This window comes from Thermoactinomyces sp. CICC 10521, assembly GCF_016055135.1.
Classification (GTDB): Bacteria; Bacillota; Bacilli; order Thermoactinomycetales; family Thermoactinomycetaceae; genus Thermoactinomyces_A; species Thermoactinomyces_A daqus.
The window spans coordinates 76,397-98,870 of sequence record NZ_JAECVZ010000004.1 but is presented as its reverse complement, the minus strand read 5'-3'; the positions used below and the strand labels follow the sequence as shown (position 1 = coordinate 98,870).

Below are 22,474 nucleotides of genomic sequence, written 5' to 3'. Positions count from 1 at the left end.
CTCCTTTCTACAGATTGGGCAACCGGCGAAAGATCAACAGCACCAACAGCATCAATCCGCAATAGCCGAACAGCGGGTATAAGTAACGAACCAATGCGGGAAAGCCAAACAGGGAAAACAGATAGCCCAATACAAAAATCAGGGCAACGATCGGACGATCGGAAAGCGGAATCATCTGTCGAAGATTGGCCGTCAAGCCGTACACATTGCCGACGAGGGTGGTGAAAATCTCCGCCCAAATCGTCACCAAAAATAAATATTTCATTCCCGCCCCCAAAGTGCTGATCACATAGGCCATCGGGATTTCCAAATGAGCCACTTCACTCCAATGCACTTGCATCGCAAAATTGAAGGCAAGCAGCATCACACCAAGTCCAAGGCCGCCGATCCAGGCGCCCAGGCGGATGGTGCTTTCATCCTCGATTTCGGCACCGAGCGGAACCAGCACGGCCTGCATCATGACCAAATTAAAAGCGACATACACAATGGCGGCCAGAAACCAGTGATGGTGCAGCGGCTCTTCCGGGAAAGTAATCAGAAGTGATCCCGGATGGCTGCCCCATGCGTAAATCGCGACGAGAACGGTGAACAAAAACATGAACGGAACGACCAGAGTGTTAATCGATAAAATGCCATCCATCCCGCGCAAAATCACAATAAAGGAGAATAAAGCCGTTAAAATGACGCCCAGATGGAAGGAAAAACCCAACTGCTCCTGAAACAGTGCCCCTGTCCCCGACATCATCGCCGTGGTGACGCCAAACAGCATCAGCCCCACCAATAAGGTCATCAAGCGCCCCCAGCGCTCACCAAACAGATACGTATTGAATTCTTCATAAGAAAACGCCCTCAACCGGGCGCCCATCAACATCATGCGCGATCCCAACCAGGCGAACAGGCCCGTTGCCAGCAGCACTCCCCAGATGCTCTCCTCGCCAAAGGAGGTAAAAAATTGCAATATCTCCTGCCCGGATGCAAATCCGGCCCCGATCACCGTTCCGATATAGGTAAACCCGACGCGGCTGGCACGCTGCCATCTGCCAAATGCATGCAAGGCAATCCACGTCCCTTCTCTATTCTGGTTAGGACTAGTTTATGAAAACGGGCATAAGAAAAGACCAGCGAAAGTTCGCTGGTCTTTTCCAGGGCTGCGACTACCACCAGCCGCCGCCACCTTTTGGCGGTTTGTCGTTTCCTCCGGTTGAGCCGCCATCCTGGCCGCCACCATCTTGGGTACCACCGCCATTCTGGCCGCCATCAGACGGAGGAGGATTGAAAATGCCGCCGGGATTATTCCCGTTTTGGCCACCATTCTGGCCATTCTGGTCGTTCCCGTTTTGGCCATTCTGGCCGTTTTGGTCGTTCGTGTTTCCGTTTGGATCCGGGTTTTCCGGCTTTTTTGGTGATAGGGTCACCGTCACCGAATTACTTTCTTTTTGCGCTGCACCGGGATCGGTTGCCTGCGTGTCAATCGCTACCACTTTATACGTGTAGGATTTGGACTGAGCAGCACCGCCACCGATGATTTTATCCCAGAATCCGCCGTCTCCGCCATCTCCTCCGGAAGCTGCCGGCGGTTTGGCATCGGTATCTTTATAGCTGGTCGAACCCGGACCAAGCTCCGCAATCATTTGCCCGTCGCGGAACACCTGATATTTCACCCGGTTGGGCTGAGCCTGCCATTGCAGCAGAACGCCATCCTCTTGGGATACGGCAGTCAGATGCGGAGCATGCAGCTCAAACGGCGGCTGTGGATCAGGAACCCCAAAATTGCTGAAGTGTTTCGGCGGTTTATCGTCGGTCAACTTCTTCATCACGTAGGAGAAGATTTTTGCCGGCGCCGTTCCCCCGGTCATCTTGACGTAGTCGTCACCGGAGTAACCCGGGTAGAATACGTCAACCGCACAGACAAGATCAGGCGTATAGCCGACAAACCAGCCGGATTTCTCTCCGTTAATCGTTCCCGTCTTACCGGCCACATCCCAACCGTTATGCAATCCGGCAAATGTGGAACCCGTACCCTCACTCACTACTTTTTTCAGCATCCTCGTCATATAGTAAGCTGTTTTCTTCGAGAATACATTGGTAGGAGTGTCTTCAATCGGATGTTTTCGTTTCCTGACGTCGCCATCCGCATCCACCACTTTCACGATGGCATGCGGGGTATAATAATAACCACCGTTGGGGAAGACGGAATAGGCTCCGGCCATTTGCACCGTATTTACCCCATTGGTCAAACCGCCAAGACCCAAGGCAGCATACGCCTGGTCATTTGGTACAAGATTGAGGCCCAGTTTTTGGGCATATTCGAAGGCCACAGGCAATGTCACGACATCGTGCAACAGGTTAAGCGTCGACAGGTTGTACGATTCCTCCACCATTTTTTCCATCCGGATATCACCGAAGCTGCCCGGTTCATAGTTTTGCGGATGCCAAGTACCGGCCCAGTCGACGGGTTTGTCGTGAACAATCGAATACTCATTGTAATCATGTTTCTCAATCGCCGGTGAATAGACCGTGAGCGGCTTGATCGATGAACCCGGCTGATGCAGTTCCAAAGCCCGGATATGAGCGGTATGGACAAAGTTCCGTCCGCCGCCGATGGCACGAATCCCGCCTGTTTTGGGGTCAATCACGGTAATTCCCGCATCGGCATCCACTTTGCCTCCGCCCGCTGTCAGCTTTGTGCCGGAAGCGTTGGTAAAGAGGCTGTCTTTCTTCAGAGCTTCCTGCACCGCACCTTGCGCCTTGGGATCAAGCGCCGTATAAATCTGGTAGCTTCCCGTTGCCAAATCATCCGGATCGATGCCATATTCCTCTTTCAGCTCTTTTTGAATCAGATCCTTGTACGCGTCAAAATCGCTCTTCTTGGCGTATTTCTCCGCACAGTTTTCACAAGGGTTCAAAGGCGTTTGCGCCAGTTTATCCGCTTCTGCCTGCGAAATCAGCGGAGGCATCACATCATCAACCGGCATGACCTGCGTCAAAATGACGTTTCGGCGTTCCAGTGCTTTTTCTTTGTGCCGGATCGGGTTATACAACGACGGCCCTTTCGGCATCCCGGCCAGCATGGCCGCATCCTGCACCGGAAGCTCTTGCTTTTTCAAATCGTAGCCAAAATAGGATTTGGCCGCCATCTGCACCCCGGCGATGTTGCCGCCGAAGCTGATGTAGTTGAGATACGCTTCGAGAATCTGCTTTTTCGGATCTTTTCCCTCTTCTTTCAGTTTTCGCTCCAGGTTGAGCGCACAACCGATCTCTTTAATTTTACGGGTATACGTTTTGGCAGAGTTCTCCAACACGATGTTTTTGCAGACCTGCTGGGTGATCGTACTGGCCCCTTCCGCTTTACCCATGGAGATGACATCCTTGACAACCGCCCGGGCCAGCCCCTGGAAGTCCACCCCGTGGTGTTGGTAGAAACGGCGGTCCTCGGTCTTCACAAATGTGTTGACCATCAGTTTATTATGCTTGAGCAGTTCATCCATACTGATCCATTCGCGGTTGTCATACCCGAAGGAGTCGACCGGCTCTTGCTTATTATTGTAAGCATAGATTTTCGACGCGGCCGCGATATTGTTCTTGTTCACTTTGTTCAATTCGTTCGGGTTGGCTGACATCATGATGGCGGAACATCCACCGACCATGAGCAGAAAAGATGTTAAAAGAACCAATAAGAACCATTTCCATGTGAAAAAACGTCTCCATCCCGCTTTCTTCCCGCGCTTCCCGGGGCCCCCGGTACCTCGTCCGCCGGAGCGGGAGCGGGGACCGACTCGTTCGCTGCGAGAACGCGGCGGCATGGGCGAATACCCACTCCTCATGCTCACCTTGCGAAAATCGTCCATTGCGTTAACCTCCTGAAACACGTGTTACCTGCACACTGCTTCATCTGTATCCCAGCATCGGGATCTGCCGAATCATCCACTTCCAGGACTGCGATCTTGCATTTTTGCCAGCCTCTCATCTGTGCTATAGTAATAGCAGAGGTGAGAAAACATGCATACACAGGCTGTCATTTTTGCGAGCCGCACAACCGGGGTGATCGGGATCGCCGCCTCCCTGTTCCTTTGGAAAACAGCCGGCATGACCGGTCTGATCCTGGGCTTGGCCGGCTCCGCTTTCTGGTTTTGGCTGGCTTTTTACATAAATAGAAAAGAAAAGAATTCTTCTAAATAGCACTTCATCATTATAGCTTAAATCATGTGAACAGGGTTTGTCGGTTTTTAAAATTATTACAGGAATATTACACAAAACTTATGCCTATTTTACATAAAATCGCGGATTTGTAAAACCCCCCGTCACCGGAATCACAGCACCGGTAATAAAATCGGAATCAGGATGGGCGAGAAAACGGACCACCCGTGCCACGTCTTCCCCCGTACCCGGACGCCCGATCGGTGTGCGGGGATCTTTTTTGCCCCGCGCTTCGGCAATCGTCGCTTCCTTGTAAGGATCGCGAATGTCGCCGGGATATACCATATTGGCGGTGATGCCGTTTTCCGCTTCTTCCAGGGCCACGGTGCGCGTCAGGGTGACCAGACCCGTCTTGGCCGCGGCATAAGGCCCAAATCCCGCCCATGCCGGAGCGATTTCCGCATCCGGATAACCCAGGGTGATCAGGCGCCCGCCTCCCTGCTTGCGCATATATGGAATAATTTCCCCGAACAAGTAAAAAGCCCCGGACAGATTTCCCTCTATCATTTCCCGCCACATCGCATCCGTAAACGCGGCAACAGGCGTATGATTGAAAATGAAAGGCCCGGCCATCAGCACGAGTACATCAACCCTGCCCCAATGGTTCAAAACCCGGCGGGCCATGTCCCGGATCTCCTCCAACCGGCTCAGATCGCCTTGGATGAGATACGCCTCTTCTCCTATTTGTTCGATCTCTGCTGCCAACTTTCGGGCCGCTTCCGCGCTCTTTCGATAATTGATCACAATTCGGTATCCGTCCCGGGCCAATCCTTTTGCCACCTGCACGCCCAAGCCCCTCGGGCCGCCTGCCACCCATGCGACGGGCCGATCCGGCTTCGCCATGTTCACGTCACCCTCTCATTCTTTCATCTCTTCCATAATCTATATGAAAAAAGTGGCAAAAAAATCTGCATCGGCCCGGAATTCCATTGGCCAATCCGGCTATCCGGCCATCAGTCATGACCGCCCTGAACAGAAAAACCGGATCACCCATGTGATGATCCGGTTCATCCCGTTTCTTATTTCCGATTGGTCTCGTCGCACCCCTTCCCTTTGTTTTGCGAACAGAGCGGATGATTTAGTTGCCGATATAGACCGAGCGGATGATGGTGCGGGCAAAAGGGGACCCCTGCTTCGTTTTCCCGCGCACCTCGATGGTAAAGTTGTAGACGCCCGGCTCTGCCCCCTTGAATGCTCCGGATAAAGCGGAACCCTGCGTTGGCTTCAGGGAAAATTGCAGTCCCTTCGTCTTCTTGTTCTTCATGTCGGCAGAAGTCAGCACTTTCACCTGAGCCTGAAGGGCAGCAAGGTCCCATTTTTCCGGATTCTTGAACCGGACAGACATCGGCAGGGCATTGCGGCTCCACCTGCGCGGGAGATCGACGGAAAAGGAAGCTGCTTCCCCGCCGGAAAACATCGTGGTCAAGAGATAGGCGTCATCATGGGAACTGGAGAGGCGAACCTGCCAGTTTCCGCTTTCCGGTTTTTCCACCCGAAATTCCTGAACTGTTGCCCCTTTGAAGAAATCCTGGTCGATTCCCGACGAGTAAACGGGATTTCCTTTTTTGTATACTTTTCCGCTGGGGGAAACCAGGGAAACGTTTACATCGGAACCTTTAGTCAGCACGGCAAAAACAGCTTGCGCCAGCCCCGTCTCAACCGGAACGGTTTGCACTTCCGTTTTCCCGGTGGTCAGCGGACCGCCATGAACATACGTCTGATCAGCCGCCGGATCAGTATCCTGTGTTGCCGGTTTTGCCGCCGTCGTCACGACTGATGAAGCGGCAGCGGTGCGCAGGACGGGATCGATTTGACTGAAGGAGGCTGATCCCGTCCGAATGGAATCATGGTCAGCATGGGAGGTAAACAGGTGTCGCCCGTAAGGAAGATCGGCGCTCCAATCGTTTACCATGCCATCATTGGCCCCGTATTGGGAGAGATAAAGGCCCCCGAACCAGAGCGCGGACATAAATGGTCCCCAATCATCGCCCGCAGCAGTAAAATAGGCGTTTTTGGAAACATTGGGATTGGAGTCGATCTGCTGCCGGTATTTCTCCATTTCACCCGTCTGGAGCGAATAGACCCCGGGACTGTGCTGCCTCAACAGATCGGCCAGCCACCCGGCCCACCAGCTGTATGCCAGATTGGCCAGATCCGAACCGTAGTGCGGTGAGGAAAGGGTGACCACCTTGTTGACGTAAGGATAAGCGCCGTACTCAACCAGAGCTGCCTGGGTATCCGGCCCGCCTTTGCTGTGGGCGACAATATTCACTTTCTGACCGAAATAGGCGGAGATTTGCGCCAGCATTTGCGCGAGCAGTTTGCCGTTGTCCTCCGGTCTGGCCGATCCGTTGCCCGCCGCATCATACAACTGGACAAAAGCCGTTCTGTAACCGTTTGCATAAGCGAGTTCATACATATCATTAACCCCGTGATACCTTGTATCGCTCCACCAGTCCTGCGCCTTGCCGTTCATCCCTTGCACAAACACGATCGGCGGCTTGCTCAAATCGGCATTGGGCGGAGTCGCTCCGACAAACCAGGTTCCCGGCGTGGTGGAATTGGATGGCGGCGACAATGACTCCGTACCGGCAGAACCGGAAACAGTGACATGTCCCATCACTTTCGGCGGGGGCACTTCCGCCTTTGCTCCCTGCACGATACTCATCGGCAATGCCAGCAACAGACAAAGGGTCAAAACCAGCGCCAAACGCCATCGCGCTTTCACGTCGCAGTCATCTCCTTTATCGGGGTATTGTTATCAATATATTAATAATATTCAGTATATAATTAATAAAAACCTGCTAAATAATAATAAAAATATGCTTCAAAAACCAGACTTTTCATTCCTTAGCTGCGATTCCCACTGCCGGATTCACTCTCTGACAGCGGAAATCGCTTCATCCACACGTCTTGGTTATCACATGAATGCACTGATCCAATAAAATGATTACTAAACGCTTTCCCGCAAGCGCTCCGGCCAAGATGAACCGTCGGACACAAGCGGAGCCTGCTACCGGACAAATCCATTGTGCCCCGCGGCCAAGGCATCCTCCAGCCACTTCGGATGCATCGGAATCATCTCTTGCGGCAGTTCATCGCAGGGAAAAAAACGGATCTCCATCGACTCCCTTGAATGGACGGACAGATCACCGCCTATGATTTCCGCTTCAAAGTAGATGGTGACAAAATGAACCGTTCGCCCGTCAGGGTAATGAAAAATTTGTGAATCCGGTTCGGAATAAACTCCGATCAGCCGCACAATCCGCACCCTGAGACCTGTTTCCTCCCAGATTTCGCGGATCGCTGCCTGCTCCACCGTTTCCCCTGGTTCGACATGGCCCGAAGGAAGCCCCCATCGTTGTACATCCGCCCGTTTTTGCAGTAAAATGCGTCGCTCGCGGTCAAAGATGATCACTGCGACTGCCGGGCGGATTTCATCGATGCGCTCTTTGTCAGGCTGCACGTTATCTCTCCCCCTCAGATGCCGGAAACCCGCCCGTTTTCAACCGCTCCCATAACTGTTGCATATCCTCCGGCAGCGGCGCTTCCCATTCCAGCCACTCGCGAAAGCGGGGATGAAACAGGCGCAGGTGGAACGCATGCAACGCCTGGCGGTCGATCAACGGCGGTTCTTCGGCGATTCCATACATCTCATCTCCGATGATGGGATGGCCGATTGACGAGAGATGGATGCGGATCTGGTGCGTGCGCCCGGTTTCCAGCCGCAAGCGCAGCAAAGTGGCCTCGGGCAAGCGCTCTGCCACCTCAAAGTGAGTAACCGCCGGCGTCCCTCCTTCTCCTTCCCCGGCGTACCGGTAAACTTTGCGCTCCACATCGATTTTGATGGGCCGGTCAATCGTTCCACACTCTTCTTTCACCGCACCGTGCACGATCGCCAGATAGCTGCGTTCATAGCGTTTCGCAGCCATCTGCTCGGCCAGAAAGGCATGGGCATACGCATGCTTTCCGACCACCATCAGCCCGGAAGTGTCGCGGTCGAGACGGGTAACCGGGCGGACTTTGTGTTTTTCCCCTTTTTTCTGCCAATAATGCATCAGCCCGTTGGCCAGAGTCTGGTCGGGATACCCGCGTGTCGGATGAACCACCACCCCCGGCGGTTTTTCGATGACGATGAGATCCTCGTCTTCATACCGGACAGTAAACGGCACCGGCTGCGGGGGAATATGATCCGTCTCCTCCTCGGGAAAACGGATTTCAATCCGGTCCCCTTCCTGCACGCGCGCAGTAAAATAAATCACTTCTCCATTGACGGTCACAAAACGGCCCAATCTGAGCCGGCTCATCATCCGTCTGGAAAAGCGAAACCGATTCTTCAGCACCTGATGCAGCATTTTGCCGCTCTCTTCTTCTGTCACCTCATGGTGAAACATCGTCGTATTCATCAAACACCTCAATTGCTTCCAATAAGTCATTCACTCAATCCGGCCATCAAGTAGTATACCATGTTTCATTTCCTTGCAAGAAAAACAATCATGACCGATCCCACCCGAAGCGGGATTTAAGCAAACCCGGAAAAAGAGTCGTGCCCCTGGCCGGCCGTTGGGAACACAGGGAGGAGATTACGACCCGATATGCGTTATACCCCACAGAAAAAAGCATGGAGACGTTTCCCCATGCTCAGTAAACCACACCGGTTCGTTTATGTGTTTTGGCAAAAAAGGTCGGGTCCGGATCAAAATACCGCATGTCCAGCTTCTTCACAAACTGGCCGCCCGGCGTGATATAACCCGAACCCCATGTCGGATCCATCGTCACCCAGCGCCCCCCGATTTTCGCTTCCACCCAGGCGTGGCGCTGACCTCCGGCCATTCCTTCCACAAAGCGGCTGGGAATGTCTTCGGCACGAAGCAGCGCAATCGTTAAAAAGACGTAATCCTGGCAAACGCCGGAATCGGTTCGCAGCGACTTTAACGCACTGTCATCCCAGGCAAATTCGTTTTTGCGAAACTTTTCCACATCATAGTTCATCGTTTTGGCCACATACAGATAAATATCCCTGGCTTTGGAGCGTTCCGATTGATCCCCCTCGGTAATATGCTGCGCCAGCCACTCGATCGTCGGATCATCGGACTGGATGCCCCTTGACGGCAGCAGATCGCGCAGATCTTCCTTCGCCGTGCTCTTCACATCAAACTCGGCCACCGTAAAGAAGCGGAAGTAATCCCGCTGCTTCTGCGTGATCTCCGGGACATACAGCGTCACTTTATATGTTCCGGGGCCGAAACGGAGCCAGACTTTCCCGTCAAAGCGATAGTCGTGAACCGGGATGAAGTATGTCGCCTTGTCCTCTCCTTTTTGCGTGCGCACGACCATATACCGGGTCTGTTTTGCATCCTCTGCCGACGGATCAATCGTGCCGGCAATGCGGAAGGACAAATCAGCGATGTCTCCGCTGACCTCAGGAGAGAGCAAATGGATGCCGCGCTTGCTGTAGAGCGAGGTAAACATGACCGGGCTTCGCTCCACATTTTTCGTGTGCTCGGCAAATAAAGTGGCTCCTTCAATAAACGTATCCGGTTTGTTTCGGGCCGGAACCATCACCTGAATCTCGTGAATCCCCTGCCCGTACAGCAAGGGAACCCGTTCGGCAAACCGGCCGCGGTCCGTACTGACTTCCTTGTGCCACACCTGATTCCCTTTTTTCAGCTGAATCAGCACACGCTGGATGCCGCTGCCCACACTTCCTTTTACCAGAACCTCATCGTCCGCCTGCACATAGCCTTGGGAAGGATTGGCAAGCGAAAGTCCTGCTTGTCTGGCCGTCACGCTGTAAACGATGTCGCGGCTGATCTCATCGCTCTGGTTATCTGCCGTAAAAGAGGTCATGAGATAGTAATAATTCTCTTTCTTCAGATCCGGCAGGCGCACGGAGACCTGGTAATCCCCTTTTCCTTGAAAAAAGCGGACCGTCTGCTTGAAACGCCCTTCCTTGATCGGCACATAGTAATCCATCGTGTCTGGAAGATTTCCCTTGGAATGCCCCTCGTATTGCAAATGAATCCAAACATAGGGAGAGGCCAATCTGCCGTAATCTTCCACCGTTCCCGAAATCGGCAAAGATCCGTTGGCAGAAACCCGATCGTATTTGGGTGCGTCCAGCCGTGCTTTCAATTGCTTGGCATATGGCTGCAAGACAATTGGTTGACTTATGTATGATTCTTCCAACTGTTTAATCCATTTTACAAAAGAAAAGCCCTCTTTCGGCTGGTGGGGCAACTGCGCGAATCCATCTCCGACGGACGACATTCCCAGGAGGAAGGCAGTAAGCAGCGCACAACCGGTAGCTAACCATTTCCAACTCATAAATCTCCGGCCTTTCACCCTCATTCTTTTTTTCTCATTATACCTGATCATCCCGCCATTTTGACTCCTACTATTTTTTGTCATCGATCATCCTTTTCCCTTTTTATTTTGGAAAAAATCGTGAGCCAATCGTCGGACGGGCTTTTTCAGGGCAGTGATTTCAAATAAAAAACCCCCCTGACTGCCTTTGCCAGGGGGATTATATCCGGGCATATTTCTCATACTTGCGACACAGGCTCCGGGAGAATGCTTAAAAACCGTTCTTCATCCCAGATTTCTATTCCGAGCTTTTGCGCTTTCTCCAGCTTGGAACCTGCTTTCTCGCCGGCGATGAGCAAGTCGGTCTTCTTGCTGACGCTTCCCGTCACATTGGCGCCGAGCGATTCGAGCCGGGCGGAAGCTTCATTGCGGGACATGCTTTCCAGTGTTCCCGTGATCACCACCGTTTTTCCGGCCAGGGGATGACCTTCCGCAGCAGGGAAAGCCGCATCATCCGCCCCCTTGTACTCCATATTGACGCCCGCTTCCTTGAGGCGCCGGATCGTCTCGCGAACTTCCGGTTTGGCCATGTAGGTGACAATGCTGTCCGCCATTTTGGGCCCGATCTCCTCCAACGCCGTCAGTTCTTCTTCCCCGGCCTCAAGCAGGCGCTCCATCCGTTTATAGTGGCGGGCGAGAATTTTCGCCCCCTTGGCGCCGACAAAGCGGATGCCGAGGCCGAAGATGAGCCGCTCCAGTGAATTTTCCTTGCTCGCTTCAATCGCCTGCAGCAGGTTGTTCACCGACTTTTCGCCCATCCGTTCCAGCTTCAGCAAATCTCCCTTTTGCAAGTAGTAGAGATCGGCGACCCCACGAACCAACCCGTGCTCAAACAGCTGAGTCACCACTTTTTCTCCCAATCCGTCGATATTCATCGCCCCGCGGGAGACGAAGTGGATAATCCCTTCACGGGTTTGGGCCGGGCATTCCGGATTGATGCAGCGCAGAGCGACCTCTCCTTCCAGCCTGACCAGCCGGCTCCCGCATTCCGGGCACTCGGTCGGCATGGAAAACGGTGTTTCCTCCCCCGTGCGCTTCTCTTTGAGCACACCGACCACTTCGGGGATAATATCCCCCGCTTTTTTCACAATCACATGGTCGCCGAGCATAATCCCTTTTTCCCGGATCATGTCTTCGTTATGCAAGGAGGCGCGCTTGACGATAGTTCCGGCCAGGGGGACCGGATCCAACACGGCAGTCGGAGTGACCACGCCGGTTCGGCCGACGTTCAGTTCGATCTCGCGCAAAACGGTCACCGCTTCTTCCGCCGGAAATTTGTAGGCAATTGCCCAGCGCGGGCTTTTCGCCGTATTGCCCATCTCTTCGCGCAGACGCAAATCATCCACTTTGATGACAATCCCGTCGATATCATACGACAGGTTGGGACGCCGCTCTTTCCACTCCTCGATAAAAGCGAGCACATCCTCGATCCGCCCGACCGTGCGGCGTGCCGGATTCACCTTGAACCCGAGCCGCGAAAGCCATTCCAGCGTTTCCGCATGGGTGGACAAATGTTCCTCATCCGCCTCACCTAGGGCATAAATGAACAAATCAAGCGTCCGTTCTGCCGCCAGTTTCGGGTCAAGCTGGCGCAGCGAACCGGCAGCGGCATTACGCGGGTTGGCGAACAACGGCTCCCCGCGTTCTTCCCTCCGGCTGTTGAGACGCTCAAACGCGGCCCGGGGCATAAACGCTTCCCCGCGAACCTCCAGGGTCACAGGTTCATTGAGACGCAGCGGCAGGGAACGAATCGTTTTCAAGTTTTGCGTAATATCTTCTCCGGTCGTCCCGTCGCCCCGCGTCGCCCCGCGTACGAACAAACCGTCCTCATAGCGGAGCGAAACGGCCAGACCGTCGATCTTCAATTCGCACACGTAGCGAACCGGACGCTCCCCCGCCGCTTTTCGCACCCGCTCGTCAAATTCGCGCAAATCTTCCTCATTAAACGCGTTTCCAAGGCTTAACATCGGCGAGCTGTGCACCACTTTTTCAAAATACGGCAACGGCTCGGCACCGACGCGCTGCGTGGGGGAATCAGGGGTGATCAGTTCGGGAAACTCCTTTTCGATCTCCGTCAGCTCACGCATGAGCCGGTCGTATTCCTCATCGGAAATCACCGGATCGTCCAGCACATAATAGCGGTAATTGTGCTCATGCAAAAGTTGGCGCAATTCCTGAGCCCGTTTTTTTGCATCGTCCAAATTCAAACCGTTCATCCTCCTTAAGGGAAGAAATCAAGCTTTGGTAATCGGGGCGTATTTGGCCAGCAATTTTTTGACGCCGATCGGAGCGGGGAATGCGATATTCAGCTCCAGATCCTCCCCTTCCCCCTGCACTTTTACCACTGTCCCGATTCCCCATTTTCCGTGTTTCGCCTTGTCTCCAACCATCCAGTCAAAGTCGGTGTTCGGCTCCCGGCGCACAGGGCTTCGCTTCTGCACGGATGCCAGCGGGGTCACGTTCTCATTTCCTCCGACGGCCCGCACCAGTTCCTTGGGAATCTCCTCCAGGAACCGGGACGGCAGATAGGAATTGGTCTGACCGTAAATCGTGCGCGTCCGTGCCCGCGTAAGATGAAGCTCCCGCTCGGCACGGGTGATGCCGACATATGCGAGGCGGCGCTCTTCCTCCATCTCCGTTTCATCATCCAGGGAACGAACGTGGGGAAAAATCCCCTCTTCCATCCCGATCAAAAAGACATAGGGAAACTCCAATCCCTTTGCGCTGTGCAGGGTCATCAGCGCAACCGCATCCCCGTCTTCCTTCTCCGCTTCTTCATCCAGCGCATCAATATCGGAAATCAGGGCAAGGTCGGTTAAAAAGGCGACAAGGGATTTATCCTCGTTTTTCTTCTCAAACTCCTGTGCCACCGAGAGAAATTCCTCGATGTTCTCCAACCGGCCCGCTGCTTCCAGCGTATTTTCCTTCTTCAACTCAGCCCGGTATCGGCTGCGCTCCAGCATCTCCTCCGTGATTTCCGAAGCGGACAGATAGTCAATCATCGCATGGAACTCGCGGATCATGCTGACAAATTCGCTGATCGGGTCGAGCGTCCGCTTCGTCAGGCCGATATGTTCCGGCTCGAGCAAGGCGCTGAACAACGAGAGCTGATGCTCCCTGGCGTATCGTTCAATCTTTTCCAGCGAGGCTGCTCCGATTCCCCGGCGCGGCACATTGATCACACGCATCAACGACAGGTCATCGTGCGGATTGACGATCAGCCGGAGGTAAGCCAGGATATCCTTGATCTCTTTCCGTTCGTAGAATTTCATTCCACCGACCACGGTGTAAGGAATATTGGATTTGAGCATCACTTCCTCCACCACGCGGGACTGCGCATTGGTCCGGTACAAAACGGCATAATCACGATAATGATTTCCTTGCCGGCGTCCTTTCAAAATGGTTTCCGCCACATAATACGCTTCTTCATGCTCCGTTCCCGCCTCAAACTGGCAGATCGGCTCCCCCCGGTCGTTTTCCGTCCACAAGTTTTTCGGTTTCCGCTCCGTGTTATGGGCGATCAAATGGTTGGCCGCCGCCAGAATGTTTTTCGTGGAGCGGTAATTCTGCTCCAACTTGATGACGGTCGCTTCCGGATAATCCCGTTCAAAGTTGAGGATATTGGAAATATCGGCGCCGCGAAAGCGGTAAATCGATTGGTCCGAATCCCCGACGACGCAGATATTTTTATGATGTCCTGCCAAAAGTCTGACCAGTACATACTGAGCATGGTTGGTATCCTGGTATTCATCGACATGAATGTACTGAAATTTGCGCTGATAATAGTCTTTCACTTCCGGATTGAGATCAAACAAACGAACGGTTTCCATCAGCAGGTCATCAAAATCGAGCGATTCATTGGTTCTCAGCTTCTGCTGATACTTCGCGTACACATCGGCCGCCACTTCTTCCAGCAATGTCCGAGCCTGCATCTTCATGCGCTCAGGTCCGAGCAGTACGTTTTTCGCCTGGCTGATCTTGTTGAGAAGCGAACGGGGTTCAAACTTTTTCGGATCGAGGTTTTCCTCCTTCAGCACCTGCTTGATCACCGTCAGCTGGTCTGAGGTATCGAGGATGGTAAAGTTGCGTGAATATCCGAGGCGGTCAATATCCCTCCGCAAAATGCGCACGCACATCGAGTGGAAGGTGGAAATCCAGATCTCCTCAGCCGCCGACCCCACCAGTGAAGTGATCCGTTCCTTCATTTCCCGGGCTGCTTTATTGGTAAATGTTATGGCGAGAATATTCCAGGGATGAATGCGTTTCTCCGCCAGCAGATACGCAACCCGATGCGTCAATACACGGGTCTTTCCGCTGCCCGCACCGGCGATGATCTGGACGGGACCTTCCGTCGTCTCCACCGCTTTTCTCTGCATCGGGTTCAACCCCGCCAGCAAGTTCTCCGTCGAGCGCTGATCCAGCATCTTTTCACCCTTTCACATCATTTTTCAAATCTTTTGGTTCGAGGGGCACGGCATCCGCCTTGTCCGTCGCCGGCCCCTGCTCCGGTTCGGTCAAACGCTTCTTCGTTTCCTGCACCCATTTCACTGTTCGCACCGCCATTTCCACATTGCGATATACCAGGTTGCCCACCACTACCGTATCAGCAAGCTCAGCCATTTTTTCAGCCTGTTCCCGGTTGCTGATCCCGCCGCCGTAAAACAACTGTGCCCGTTTCAACTGTTTGCGCGCCGCCAGCACCATCTGCGGATCGCCAAACCGTCCGCTGTATTCGATATACATAACCGGCCACTCAAACAGGTGTTCGATCAAACGGGCATACGCAGTGACATCAGCCTCTTGCAGCAGGGCATCCGCCTTTGTCAAACGGCTGACCTTGGCATCCGGATTAAGAATCACGTAGCCGAGCAGCAGGCATCTTTCCCACGGAATCAAATCGCCATACTGCCTGATCGCCTCAAAATGCATGCCGTGCGCCCATTTCATCTCTTCGGTGTTGAGTACGGTCGGAATCAAATATCCGTCAAATCCCGGAACGACGGAGGACAAATCGGATACTTCCTGCACGCACGGGACCGAATACCGGCGAATCCGTTCGAGCAGAGCGGATGTATTGGCAAAGGTGATGCCATCCGTCCCTCCCACGACAATGGCATCCGTCTCCGAAAGACAAATCATCTTCAGGGCCAGATCGGACAAAGCACGGTTCGGGTCCAGCTTAAACACATGCCGCCAGCCAGCTGCCATTTGCTTGATCATATTGTCACGTTCCCTCCGCCCAAAACTACAAATCCTATTATACAAAAAAAGAGCGCCAACCTCCTACTCGGTCAGCGACCTTTTTTGATTCTTTCTCACTCACCCGCCGGATCCGGCGTACCGGGCGTTCCATACAGCCGGTCCAGCGCCAGTTTGTAACCATCCGTTCCGTAATGAAGACACCGCTTAACCCGGGAAATCGTCGCCGTGCTGGCCCCGGTTTCCGTTTCAATCTGATTGTACGTATATCCTTCCTGAAGCATGCGGGCCACTTCCAAACGCTGGGCCAGCGACTTGATCTCGCCGACCGTGCAGAGATCATCAAAAAAACGATAGCAATCCTCTATCGTCTCCAGTTTCAGAATCGCATGAAAAAGTTGGTCGACTTCTTTCTTATTCAGCTTATTCAGTTGCATGCGTCCATCCTCCTCTTGGCGGAAGGAAAATCCTTTCATCCTTTAACGTATCACCTTCGACAAGTATATCAAAAAATCCCGTTTATCGAAAAGAGACTTTCCCGGTCTCCGGCAAAATATTGACCCATGTTTTCCCCGGGAGCAAGCCGACTTCTTTTCCGTCCTTGAAGGGAACAATCCAGCCGTCGCGGAATCTCCATTCGATCGGAATCCCTTTCCCTCGCTGGAACAGGTAACCTTTTCCCTTTCCCGTCACATCGACCTCCCGGTGGCCGGCCGCATCAAGCACCCGATGCCGGGCGAAGATCACCAACACGTTTTGCATCGACAGAGGCTGCCCCGTGTCACGGTCGGTTTGCTTCTCACCTTCAGTATACCGGATATAAGCGTTTGTGGCACGATCATATTGATAACCCGCGGCATAAAGCGGATGGTAAACGAGATGGATTTCGGAGGCCGCCTGCCCGTTTTCTGTGGCCGGAGCAGCTGCGAAATGGTAACCTCCCCGGATGGACGGCACTTCTCCCTTTTTTTCGGCGGCCTGTTCCAACTCCTCCAGCCGGGAGTACAGATTGTGCGGCGGCTTGCGAAATGATACCCGCGTAAAATAACGCGCATCCTGATGAATCCCGTCCAGATGCGGAATATCCCCTTCCCTGATCTGCTTCAGGGCACCGGTCGACCCTCCTGCATGGACGACCACCGCATGCGCCCCTTCAGCCAAATCGAGATAATAAGGGCGAACACTGCGCACCGGCCCTACCGTTCCGTTCAGATCATTGAAATAAAACGCGGCAAACCGCGTAATCTCCCCTTCCGCCAGAATCTCCACCACCACATCCGCCCGCTGGAGCCCCGACTGCGGCCGCGCCTGGCGATGGTTATTGATCATCACCATCAAAAGCGGACGCTTTCCCTCGCTGATCGGCGTACCGGTTAACGGGCTCAACGCTGCCGGCGGAGGCTGCTCTCCTTTCGGCTCGGACGGGGCGTGCGGTTTGGCGCAAGCAGTGAGCAACAACGCGATCACCATGATCCATGGCCAACGTTTTCTTTTCATACGAAGCCCTCCTTTTTCTGTTGCCTGCCCGGAAAAATCGCCATCCCTTACCATATACTCCGCCCACACGGGGAAAAGCCTGCATTTTTTTGCAAAAAATTTGATACAATTAGCAGAGACAGGAAGAAGTGACCGGAGGTGAAAAAAGTGGCTTACCATGTGGAAACCCGCGGCCTCGAAGAACATCAGCACCCGTTTTACGTGATCCGCTATGCCGTCGTGCAAGACGGAGAAGAACTTTTGGCCAGCGTGGCCCGCTACATTCAAACCCTGAACGGGTCCAAAGTGCAGTTTCTGGAACCGGACATGAAAAAACTGCAACGCCAGCCTGACGGAATGAAGATGATCGATGAAATTGAACGCGTGATCAAGGAAGAAGGCGCACGTTTGGCTGAGGAATTAAACAATAAGCAAGGATGACCATAAAACCCCGTCTTATTGGGGTTTTCATTTTTTCCTCTGGGTGAATGTATGATGCCATCCCCCTGCTTGTATTGAAATTCAATAAAAATATATTCCAAAACGATAAGATATGTTTTATAATCAAACCGACAATATGTAAGCGGGGGGCTTTCGATATGAAGGAAACACTTTTTTTAAAACTGACTCTTATTTTTATCGGAATCATGGTTCTTGCACTGTGCATTTTTTTGGTTCCCAAGATCGGGAATTTTGCTGCAGAATTGTATCCGGATCTCTCTTATTTGAAACCTCTCATTTTAATTGATATGTACGCGGCAGCGATCCCTTTTTACATTGCTCTGTATCAATCCTTTAACCTTTTAAGCTATATAGATAAGAAGCAAGCGTTCTCGGAATTGTCGGTAAAAGCTTTAAAGAATATAAAATTCTGTGCCATCACTATCAGTACCCTATACCTGCTGGGAATGCCACTCTACTATCTGATGTCAAAAAAAATTGACCCTCCAAGTTTTATGCCAATCGACTTGGTTATTATATTCGCCTCTATGGTGGTCGCTGTTTTTACTACTGTTCTTCAAAAACTTTTACAAGATGCTATTAATATAAAATCAGAAAATGATTTAACGATCTGAGGTGAATAACAACGTGGCAATAATAATCAATATTGATGTGATGCTGGCTAAAAGGAAAATGAGCGTCACGGAACTTTCAAAGAGGGTCGGGATAACGATGGCCAATCTTTCGATCTTGAAAAATGGAAAGGCAAAAGCGATTCGATTTTCAACTTTGGAGGCAATTTGTAAGGCTTTGGACTGTCAGCCCGGAGATATTTTAGAATACAAAAGCGACGAAGACACGAAAGAATCACATTGACATTTACTTGTTTCCGAAATACCGGCGACACGCCTTTTCCTGGTCGGCATCCCAGGCTTAAAGCCGGCAAGGTCTTTCAGAACGAATGCCAGACAGATACCCGATTTCACAGACAAAGGCTGTTGACCTTCTTTTGTCAACAGCCTCAGGGATCACCTTGCGCAACATTTGTAAGTCGTAATTTTGTTTACGAATAACTGCTTTTACTCATTGATGTTCCTTTATCTTCAGATGCCCTTTCCTCCTCAGCGATTCAGGGAAATTTGAAAAATAATAAAAATCAAACTCTCCTTGCTGATCTATGCTTTTTATTATACATAGGTAATAGTGACAGTTCTTGTTTTACCGCCGACCTCTCTTACTGTGATTACCTTATGATTGTTTGGAACAGATGTCTTGAAGACACCCAGAATCCGGTCATGCCGTCACACTTTCGGTCCTCTTCTCATCGGGACGGCTTTCATCAAGGAGACAGGAATTCCCTTCCTCGGGGGCCAATTACATTTCCGGTAAAGGCTTTGCTTTTATGATTTCTGATCGTCCAGTGACTTATTAAAACCCCTTTGTATTTGTTTACATCATGAAGCGTATCGTATCTTTTCTTTGATACCCGGATAATCCCTTTCGACGGTACATAACTCGTCACAGGTCCTATAAATTTCCCGTTATGAACACCGGTCGGTCCCTTAAAATAAACCCCTACACACGCTCCCCTTTGGAGTATCGCCATTCATACTCCTCCTCTTCTCATTTTCTCTATAAAATATTCTTTTTTAATTGAAATGGTATAAACATGTACCTTTACACCTTGTCGGACAAAACAAACTTTACCGACAAGCTGTACCCCTCAAGGGAGCCGTTTTCGGTGTTTGGATTCAGGGGTGTTTACGGAACCTGACGATTCCATATTCCTTACTTCAATATTCTCCTTTTATGACAAAAAAGGAGCCCCGAATGGTTCCGGCCAGTTTAGACTTCTGCCTGGCAAATTTAAACTTCCCTTCCAATTCCGCCGGTACTTCCATCCCCTCAGAAAGCTTAAAACCAACGGCCCGCTTCTTCGGTTCATCAATCGAATACATGACGTTGACCACAAGGCCGTTCTCATAAAAGACGTAAGCCATTTTGATATTTTCCACTTGAAAACGCGACGTTTCCAAAGGTTTGGCCTGCAACTCAATGCCACGTTCTTCTTTCAAAATCCGATTCACGTAATCAAGGGTTTCTTGGCTTTCGAAAGCCGGTACAACCGTAAATGCATGCTTGTATTTATTCATAAAGTAACGCGCTTCATTCGCCCGTAAACCGGCAAGCGCTTCTGCCACAGGTGAAGATTCCAAACCAACGGCAGATACATTTTTAAAATCAACGATATAGGCCATTTTCAACTCTCCCTTGTAAGTTCACGGCAAACACATAGGTGTTAACAAATTCCGCAGTGTGAGTAGTTTGGCTAAAAACGGCTGAAACATGTACCGCCTTTATATAAAGAAAAACCCCCCAAGCACGGGGGATTGATTGAAAAAATCAAGCTTCCGTATTTTCCAGATCCCAAACCTCGATAAAATGAAATCCAACCAATCCGCCAGACTCGACGGCTTCTTTAAACTCATCAGATACAAACACCTTCCACTGCACCCGGTCATCCAAATATATCCGGAAAATATGTTCACTTGCAATTTTTTCTTGAACAAATGCATGTTTTTGCAAACCAACCCGAAGTCCTGTTTCCAACTGTTTAATAACTGCACGATCGTAATCAATCGCATTAATTGCATTAATGACATGTATCCCATAAAATCTCTTTTCCACATGATGAAGTGGCAATACCTCTGCCCTGCCTTTTAAAAAATCACTAAAACACGGACTGCTTTTTCACTAAAAACAGGAATAGGACAATCCCAAAAATGAGGACAGTCACTATCCTCGCCTTCATCGATCGTACATACCTCCACAAAACCCCATTGATCTGCAAGAGGCGCGATTTGAATCAGCAGCTCATCCAATTTAGAATAGCGATCAAAATCTCGATACCCTAATGTTTCAAAACCATCCAATGAACTTTTCAATTGCCACAGTTTCATGATCATCCCGCCATCGCCATTTGCCGCAGGGTTTTAAATCCGCGTTTTCCCCGGGCCAGGCTCCTAATGAATCTTAATTAAAAAACTGTACACGGCCTGCCCATCAGTTCTTCCGTTACTGTCATTCCAAAAGACGAATAAATCATAAATGTAATCTCCATGCTCCCGAGGTAAACGAAAGGTATCTTCAGGTTTTAGTTTAGTTACTTTTCGATCTTTTCTACTTATCAGGTTAATGGTACTTGGTTGGGGAGATTGATCAAATACAATTGTTAATGGGTCGCCCGGTTTTGCCGTGGTTTGTTGTGTAACCTTTATTTTATTCAAATCAATGTCATTGCATGGTGTGTCCCAACAGATCGTTTGTTCTCTGTATTTTACAGGCTGATCATTGATTTTAATAACCGGAGACGGGGCTTTATTGCCTTCCAAATGATCGCTGCAGCCTGTGAGAAAAAGCCCAAAAATAACAAAAAACATCAGAACCTTGTTCATTTCATCCCTCCTCAGTCATTAAGGATTTTGAAATCTTGGACTAACATTGTTCTTATCTTTTTAAGCACCGGCATCATGCAGGGAACTGATTGAAACGCCCAGCGAGGTAAGCTAGAATGAGAAGGAACGAATCGAGAGAGGAGATATTGATCCGTGGCGATTAAAGGTACGATTGAACTGGAAAATGGAGAAAAAATTCATCTCGAATTTTTCCCGGAAGCCGCGCCGATTACGGTTAAAAATTTTCAAAAGCTGGCCAATTCCGGTTTTTATAACGGCCTGATCTTTCATCGCGTCATTCCCGGATTTGTGAGCCAGGGCGGATGCCCTCACGGGATTGGCACGGGCGATGCAGGCTACACCATTCCCTGCGAAACGAATGGTAACCCGCACAAACACGTGCCGGGCGCTCTGTCGATGGCACACCGCGGGAAAGATACCGGTTCATGCCAGTTTTTTATTGTCCATGAAGCGCAACCGCATCTCGACGGTGTTCATACCGTGTTCGGCCGGGTGACGGAAGGGATGGAACACGTGCTGAATATGAAGCAGGGCACTGTGATGAAGGAAGTTAAAGTCTGGGAAGAATAACCCGCCATCACACATGGGTCGGCTGTTGGGCCGGCCTTTTTGTGTTGAAATGGTTTATGGACAAACGCTCCGGGCGACCGTTCTCCGGTCATGCGCGGGAACGATCGCCGAGGATCAAATATCCTTTTATTCACAAAAAGAATTCACGTTTTCTCTGGGTTTGCATTTGTAAATCCTGGCAATTCCTTCAGCCATACATTGGGCATAGTGATCCAAAAATGCCGAATCGGCCAGGAGATGATTTTCTTTTGAGTGCGTGATAAACAGCGAGGCAATGGAAATGGCCGGCATTTTTGTCTTTCTCAACACCGGAAGCTGTCCGCCGAAAATCTCCGTATCATTCTTTTTGCCCAGATCGACAACCCCGTACCGGCGCAAAAAACAGGCGATCTGATTGTGAAGCCAGCACTGAATCCGCCGCGTTTCATAACCGGCGATCACACTGACATAAGAAGCAAATCCCGACAAGGAAGAATCAGGGGATGCATTGGTATGAATACTCAAAAATAAATCCGCATCCTGTTCATTGGCCCACCGGCTCCGCTCTTCCGCACTGACATTGATGTCGATGGAGCGGGTCATGGTTACTTTGATCCCCTCATAGGCAAGCAGTTTCCGCCGCAGACGATAAGCGATATCCAGACAGACGTTCTTTTCCAGCAGGGAAAAGCCGATCGCGCCAACATCCTCCCCTCCGTGTCCGGGATCAAGACAAACCAACATGACCAAAATCCCCCCTTTCACCGGTT

21 protein-coding genes and 1 pseudogene are annotated in these 22,474 nt (G+C 51.3%); 5 read left to right on the top strand and 17 right to left on the bottom strand.

Annotated elements, in window-relative coordinates:
- Nucleotides 1-7: 7 nt before the first annotated feature.
- Both I8U17_RS04755 and I8U17_RS04750 read right to left on the bottom strand, forming a co-directional pair.
- On the bottom strand, nucleotides 8-1,054 hold the full coding sequence (locus tag I8U17_RS04755; protein WP_033100097.1) for a YkvI family membrane protein: 1,047 nt from the start codon (nucleotides 1,052-1,054) through the stop codon (nucleotides 8-10).
- Between the two features lie 100 nt (nucleotides 1,055-1,154).
- Nucleotides 1,155-3,848: a transglycosylase domain-containing protein gene (locus I8U17_RS04750; protein ID WP_198059099.1), complete on the bottom strand. Its 2,694-nt coding sequence runs from the start codon at nucleotides 3,846-3,848 to the stop codon at nucleotides 1,155-1,157.
- A 151-nt stretch (nucleotides 3,849-3,999) separates the two neighbouring features.
- Between I8U17_RS04750 and I8U17_RS04745 the strand changes: the two genes are divergently transcribed.
- Nucleotides 4,000-4,179 carry a hypothetical protein gene (locus I8U17_RS04745; protein ID WP_198055867.1) on the top strand — a complete coding sequence of 60 codons (180 nt, stop codon included), beginning with the start codon at nucleotides 4,000-4,002 and terminating at the stop codon, nucleotides 4,177-4,179.
- 84 nt (nucleotides 4,180-4,263) lie between these two features.
- Here the strand turns inward: I8U17_RS04745 and I8U17_RS04740 are convergent, their stop codons facing one another.
- The 10 genes and pseudogenes from I8U17_RS04740 to I8U17_RS04695 form a co-directional block, all read right to left on the bottom strand.
- Nucleotides 4,264-5,040, bottom strand: coding sequence for an SDR family oxidoreductase (locus I8U17_RS04740; RefSeq protein WP_198059098.1), 777 nt, complete (start codon nucleotides 5,038-5,040; stop codon nucleotides 4,264-4,266).
- A gap of 235 nt (nucleotides 5,041-5,275) precedes the next feature.
- On the bottom strand, nucleotides 5,276-6,925 hold the full coding sequence (locus I8U17_RS04735) for an esterase/lipase family protein (protein WP_198059097.1): 1,650 nt from the start codon (nucleotides 6,923-6,925) through the stop codon (nucleotides 5,276-5,278).
- A 285-nt stretch (nucleotides 6,926-7,210) separates the two neighbouring features.
- The gene (locus I8U17_RS04730) at nucleotides 7,211-7,663 is read right to left on the bottom strand and encodes an NUDIX domain-containing protein (protein WP_033100093.1); all 453 of its coding nucleotides are present in this window, start codon (nucleotides 7,661-7,663) and stop codon (nucleotides 7,211-7,213) included.
- Between the two features lies 1 nt (nucleotide 7,664).
- Nucleotides 7,665-8,603, bottom strand: coding sequence for an RluA family pseudouridine synthase (locus tag I8U17_RS04725; protein ID WP_198059096.1), 939 nt, complete (start codon nucleotides 8,601-8,603; stop codon nucleotides 7,665-7,667).
- A 235-nt stretch (nucleotides 8,604-8,838) separates the two neighbouring features.
- Nucleotides 8,839-10,524 carry a transglutaminase domain-containing protein gene (locus I8U17_RS04720; protein ID WP_033100172.1) on the bottom strand — a complete coding sequence of 562 codons (1,686 nt, stop codon included), beginning with the start codon at nucleotides 10,522-10,524 and terminating at the stop codon, nucleotides 8,839-8,841.
- A gap of 218 nt (nucleotides 10,525-10,742) precedes the next feature.
- Nucleotides 10,743-12,779, bottom strand: coding sequence for an NAD-dependent DNA ligase LigA (ligA, locus tag I8U17_RS04715; RefSeq protein ID WP_198055864.1), 2,037 nt, complete (start codon nucleotides 12,777-12,779; stop codon nucleotides 10,743-10,745).
- An 18-nt stretch (nucleotides 12,780-12,797) separates the two neighbouring features.
- Nucleotides 12,798-14,987 carry a DNA helicase PcrA gene (gene pcrA / locus I8U17_RS04710; RefSeq protein WP_198055863.1) on the bottom strand — a complete coding sequence of 730 codons (2,190 nt, stop codon included), beginning with the start codon at nucleotides 14,985-14,987 and terminating at the stop codon, nucleotides 12,798-12,800.
- A 109-nt stretch (nucleotides 14,988-15,096) separates the two neighbouring features.
- A pseudogene (pcrB, locus tag I8U17_RS04705) lies at nucleotides 15,097-15,783 on the bottom strand (heptaprenylglyceryl phosphate synthase); the annotation flags it as partial.
- Between the two features lie 95 nt (nucleotides 15,784-15,878).
- Entirely contained in the window at nucleotides 15,879-16,199 is a 321-nt protein-coding gene (locus tag I8U17_RS04700; RefSeq protein WP_033100169.1) for a YerC/YecD family TrpR-related protein, read from the bottom strand.
- A gap of 82 nt (nucleotides 16,200-16,281) precedes the next feature.
- Nucleotides 16,282-17,259, bottom strand: coding sequence for a DUF3048 domain-containing protein (locus tag I8U17_RS04695; RefSeq protein ID WP_198059095.1), 978 nt, complete (start codon nucleotides 17,257-17,259; stop codon nucleotides 16,282-16,284).
- A 147-nt stretch (nucleotides 17,260-17,406) separates the two neighbouring features.
- On the opposite strand from I8U17_RS04695, the gene I8U17_RS04690 reads away from it, so the two are divergent.
- The 3 genes from I8U17_RS04690 to I8U17_RS04680 all read left to right on the top strand — a co-directional run bounded on the left by I8U17_RS04690 (nucleotide 17,407) and on the right by I8U17_RS04680 (nucleotide 18,555).
- Nucleotides 17,407-17,679 (top strand): hypothetical protein, encoded by a 273-nt coding sequence (locus I8U17_RS04690; protein WP_152568490.1) that lies wholly within the window; start codon nucleotides 17,407-17,409, stop codon nucleotides 17,677-17,679.
- 158 nt (nucleotides 17,680-17,837) lie between these two features.
- Nucleotides 17,838-18,314, top strand: a complete 477-nt coding sequence (locus tag I8U17_RS04685) for a DUF2975 domain-containing protein (protein WP_198055860.1) — start codon at nucleotides 17,838-17,840, stop codon at nucleotides 18,312-18,314.
- 13 nt (nucleotides 18,315-18,327) lie between these two features.
- Nucleotides 18,328-18,555 carry a helix-turn-helix domain-containing protein gene (locus I8U17_RS04680; protein WP_033100088.1) on the top strand — a complete coding sequence of 76 codons (228 nt, stop codon included), beginning with the start codon at nucleotides 18,328-18,330 and terminating at the stop codon, nucleotides 18,553-18,555.
- Nucleotides 18,556-19,472: 917 nt separating this feature from the next.
- On the opposite strand, the gene I8U17_RS04675 is transcribed toward I8U17_RS04680, so the two are convergent.
- The 4 genes from I8U17_RS04675 to I8U17_RS04660 form a co-directional block, all read right to left on the bottom strand.
- Nucleotides 19,473-19,937: a hypothetical protein gene (locus I8U17_RS04675; protein WP_033100086.1), complete on the bottom strand. Its 465-nt coding sequence runs from the start codon at nucleotides 19,935-19,937 to the stop codon at nucleotides 19,473-19,475.
- A gap of 145 nt (nucleotides 19,938-20,082) precedes the next feature.
- Nucleotides 20,083-20,382 (bottom strand): imm11 family protein, encoded by a 300-nt coding sequence (locus tag I8U17_RS04670; protein ID WP_198059094.1) that lies wholly within the window; start codon nucleotides 20,380-20,382, stop codon nucleotides 20,083-20,085.
- A 17-nt stretch (nucleotides 20,383-20,399) separates the two neighbouring features.
- Complete coding sequence (locus I8U17_RS04665) at nucleotides 20,400-20,639, bottom strand: hypothetical protein (RefSeq protein WP_033100084.1); 240 nt, start codon at nucleotides 20,637-20,639, stop codon at nucleotides 20,400-20,402.
- Between the two features lie 63 nt (nucleotides 20,640-20,702).
- The gene (locus tag I8U17_RS04660; protein ID WP_198059093.1) at nucleotides 20,703-21,134 is read right to left on the bottom strand and encodes a hypothetical protein; all 432 of its coding nucleotides are present in this window, start codon (nucleotides 21,132-21,134) and stop codon (nucleotides 20,703-20,705) included.
- Nucleotides 21,135-21,287: 153 nt separating this feature from the next.
- Here I8U17_RS04660 and I8U17_RS04655 point away from each other — a divergent pair, with 153 nt between their 5' ends.
- Nucleotides 21,288-21,725 carry a peptidylprolyl isomerase gene (locus I8U17_RS04655; RefSeq protein ID WP_033100082.1) on the top strand — a complete coding sequence of 146 codons (438 nt, stop codon included), beginning with the start codon at nucleotides 21,288-21,290 and terminating at the stop codon, nucleotides 21,723-21,725.
- Nucleotides 21,726-21,851: 126 nt separating this feature from the next.
- Here I8U17_RS04655 and I8U17_RS04650 read toward each other — a convergent pair whose 3' ends face one another.
- Nucleotides 21,852-22,448, bottom strand: coding sequence for an N-acetylmuramoyl-L-alanine amidase family protein (locus I8U17_RS04650; RefSeq protein ID WP_052154022.1), 597 nt, complete (start codon nucleotides 22,446-22,448; stop codon nucleotides 21,852-21,854).
- Nucleotides 22,449-22,474: the final 26 nt, after the last annotated feature.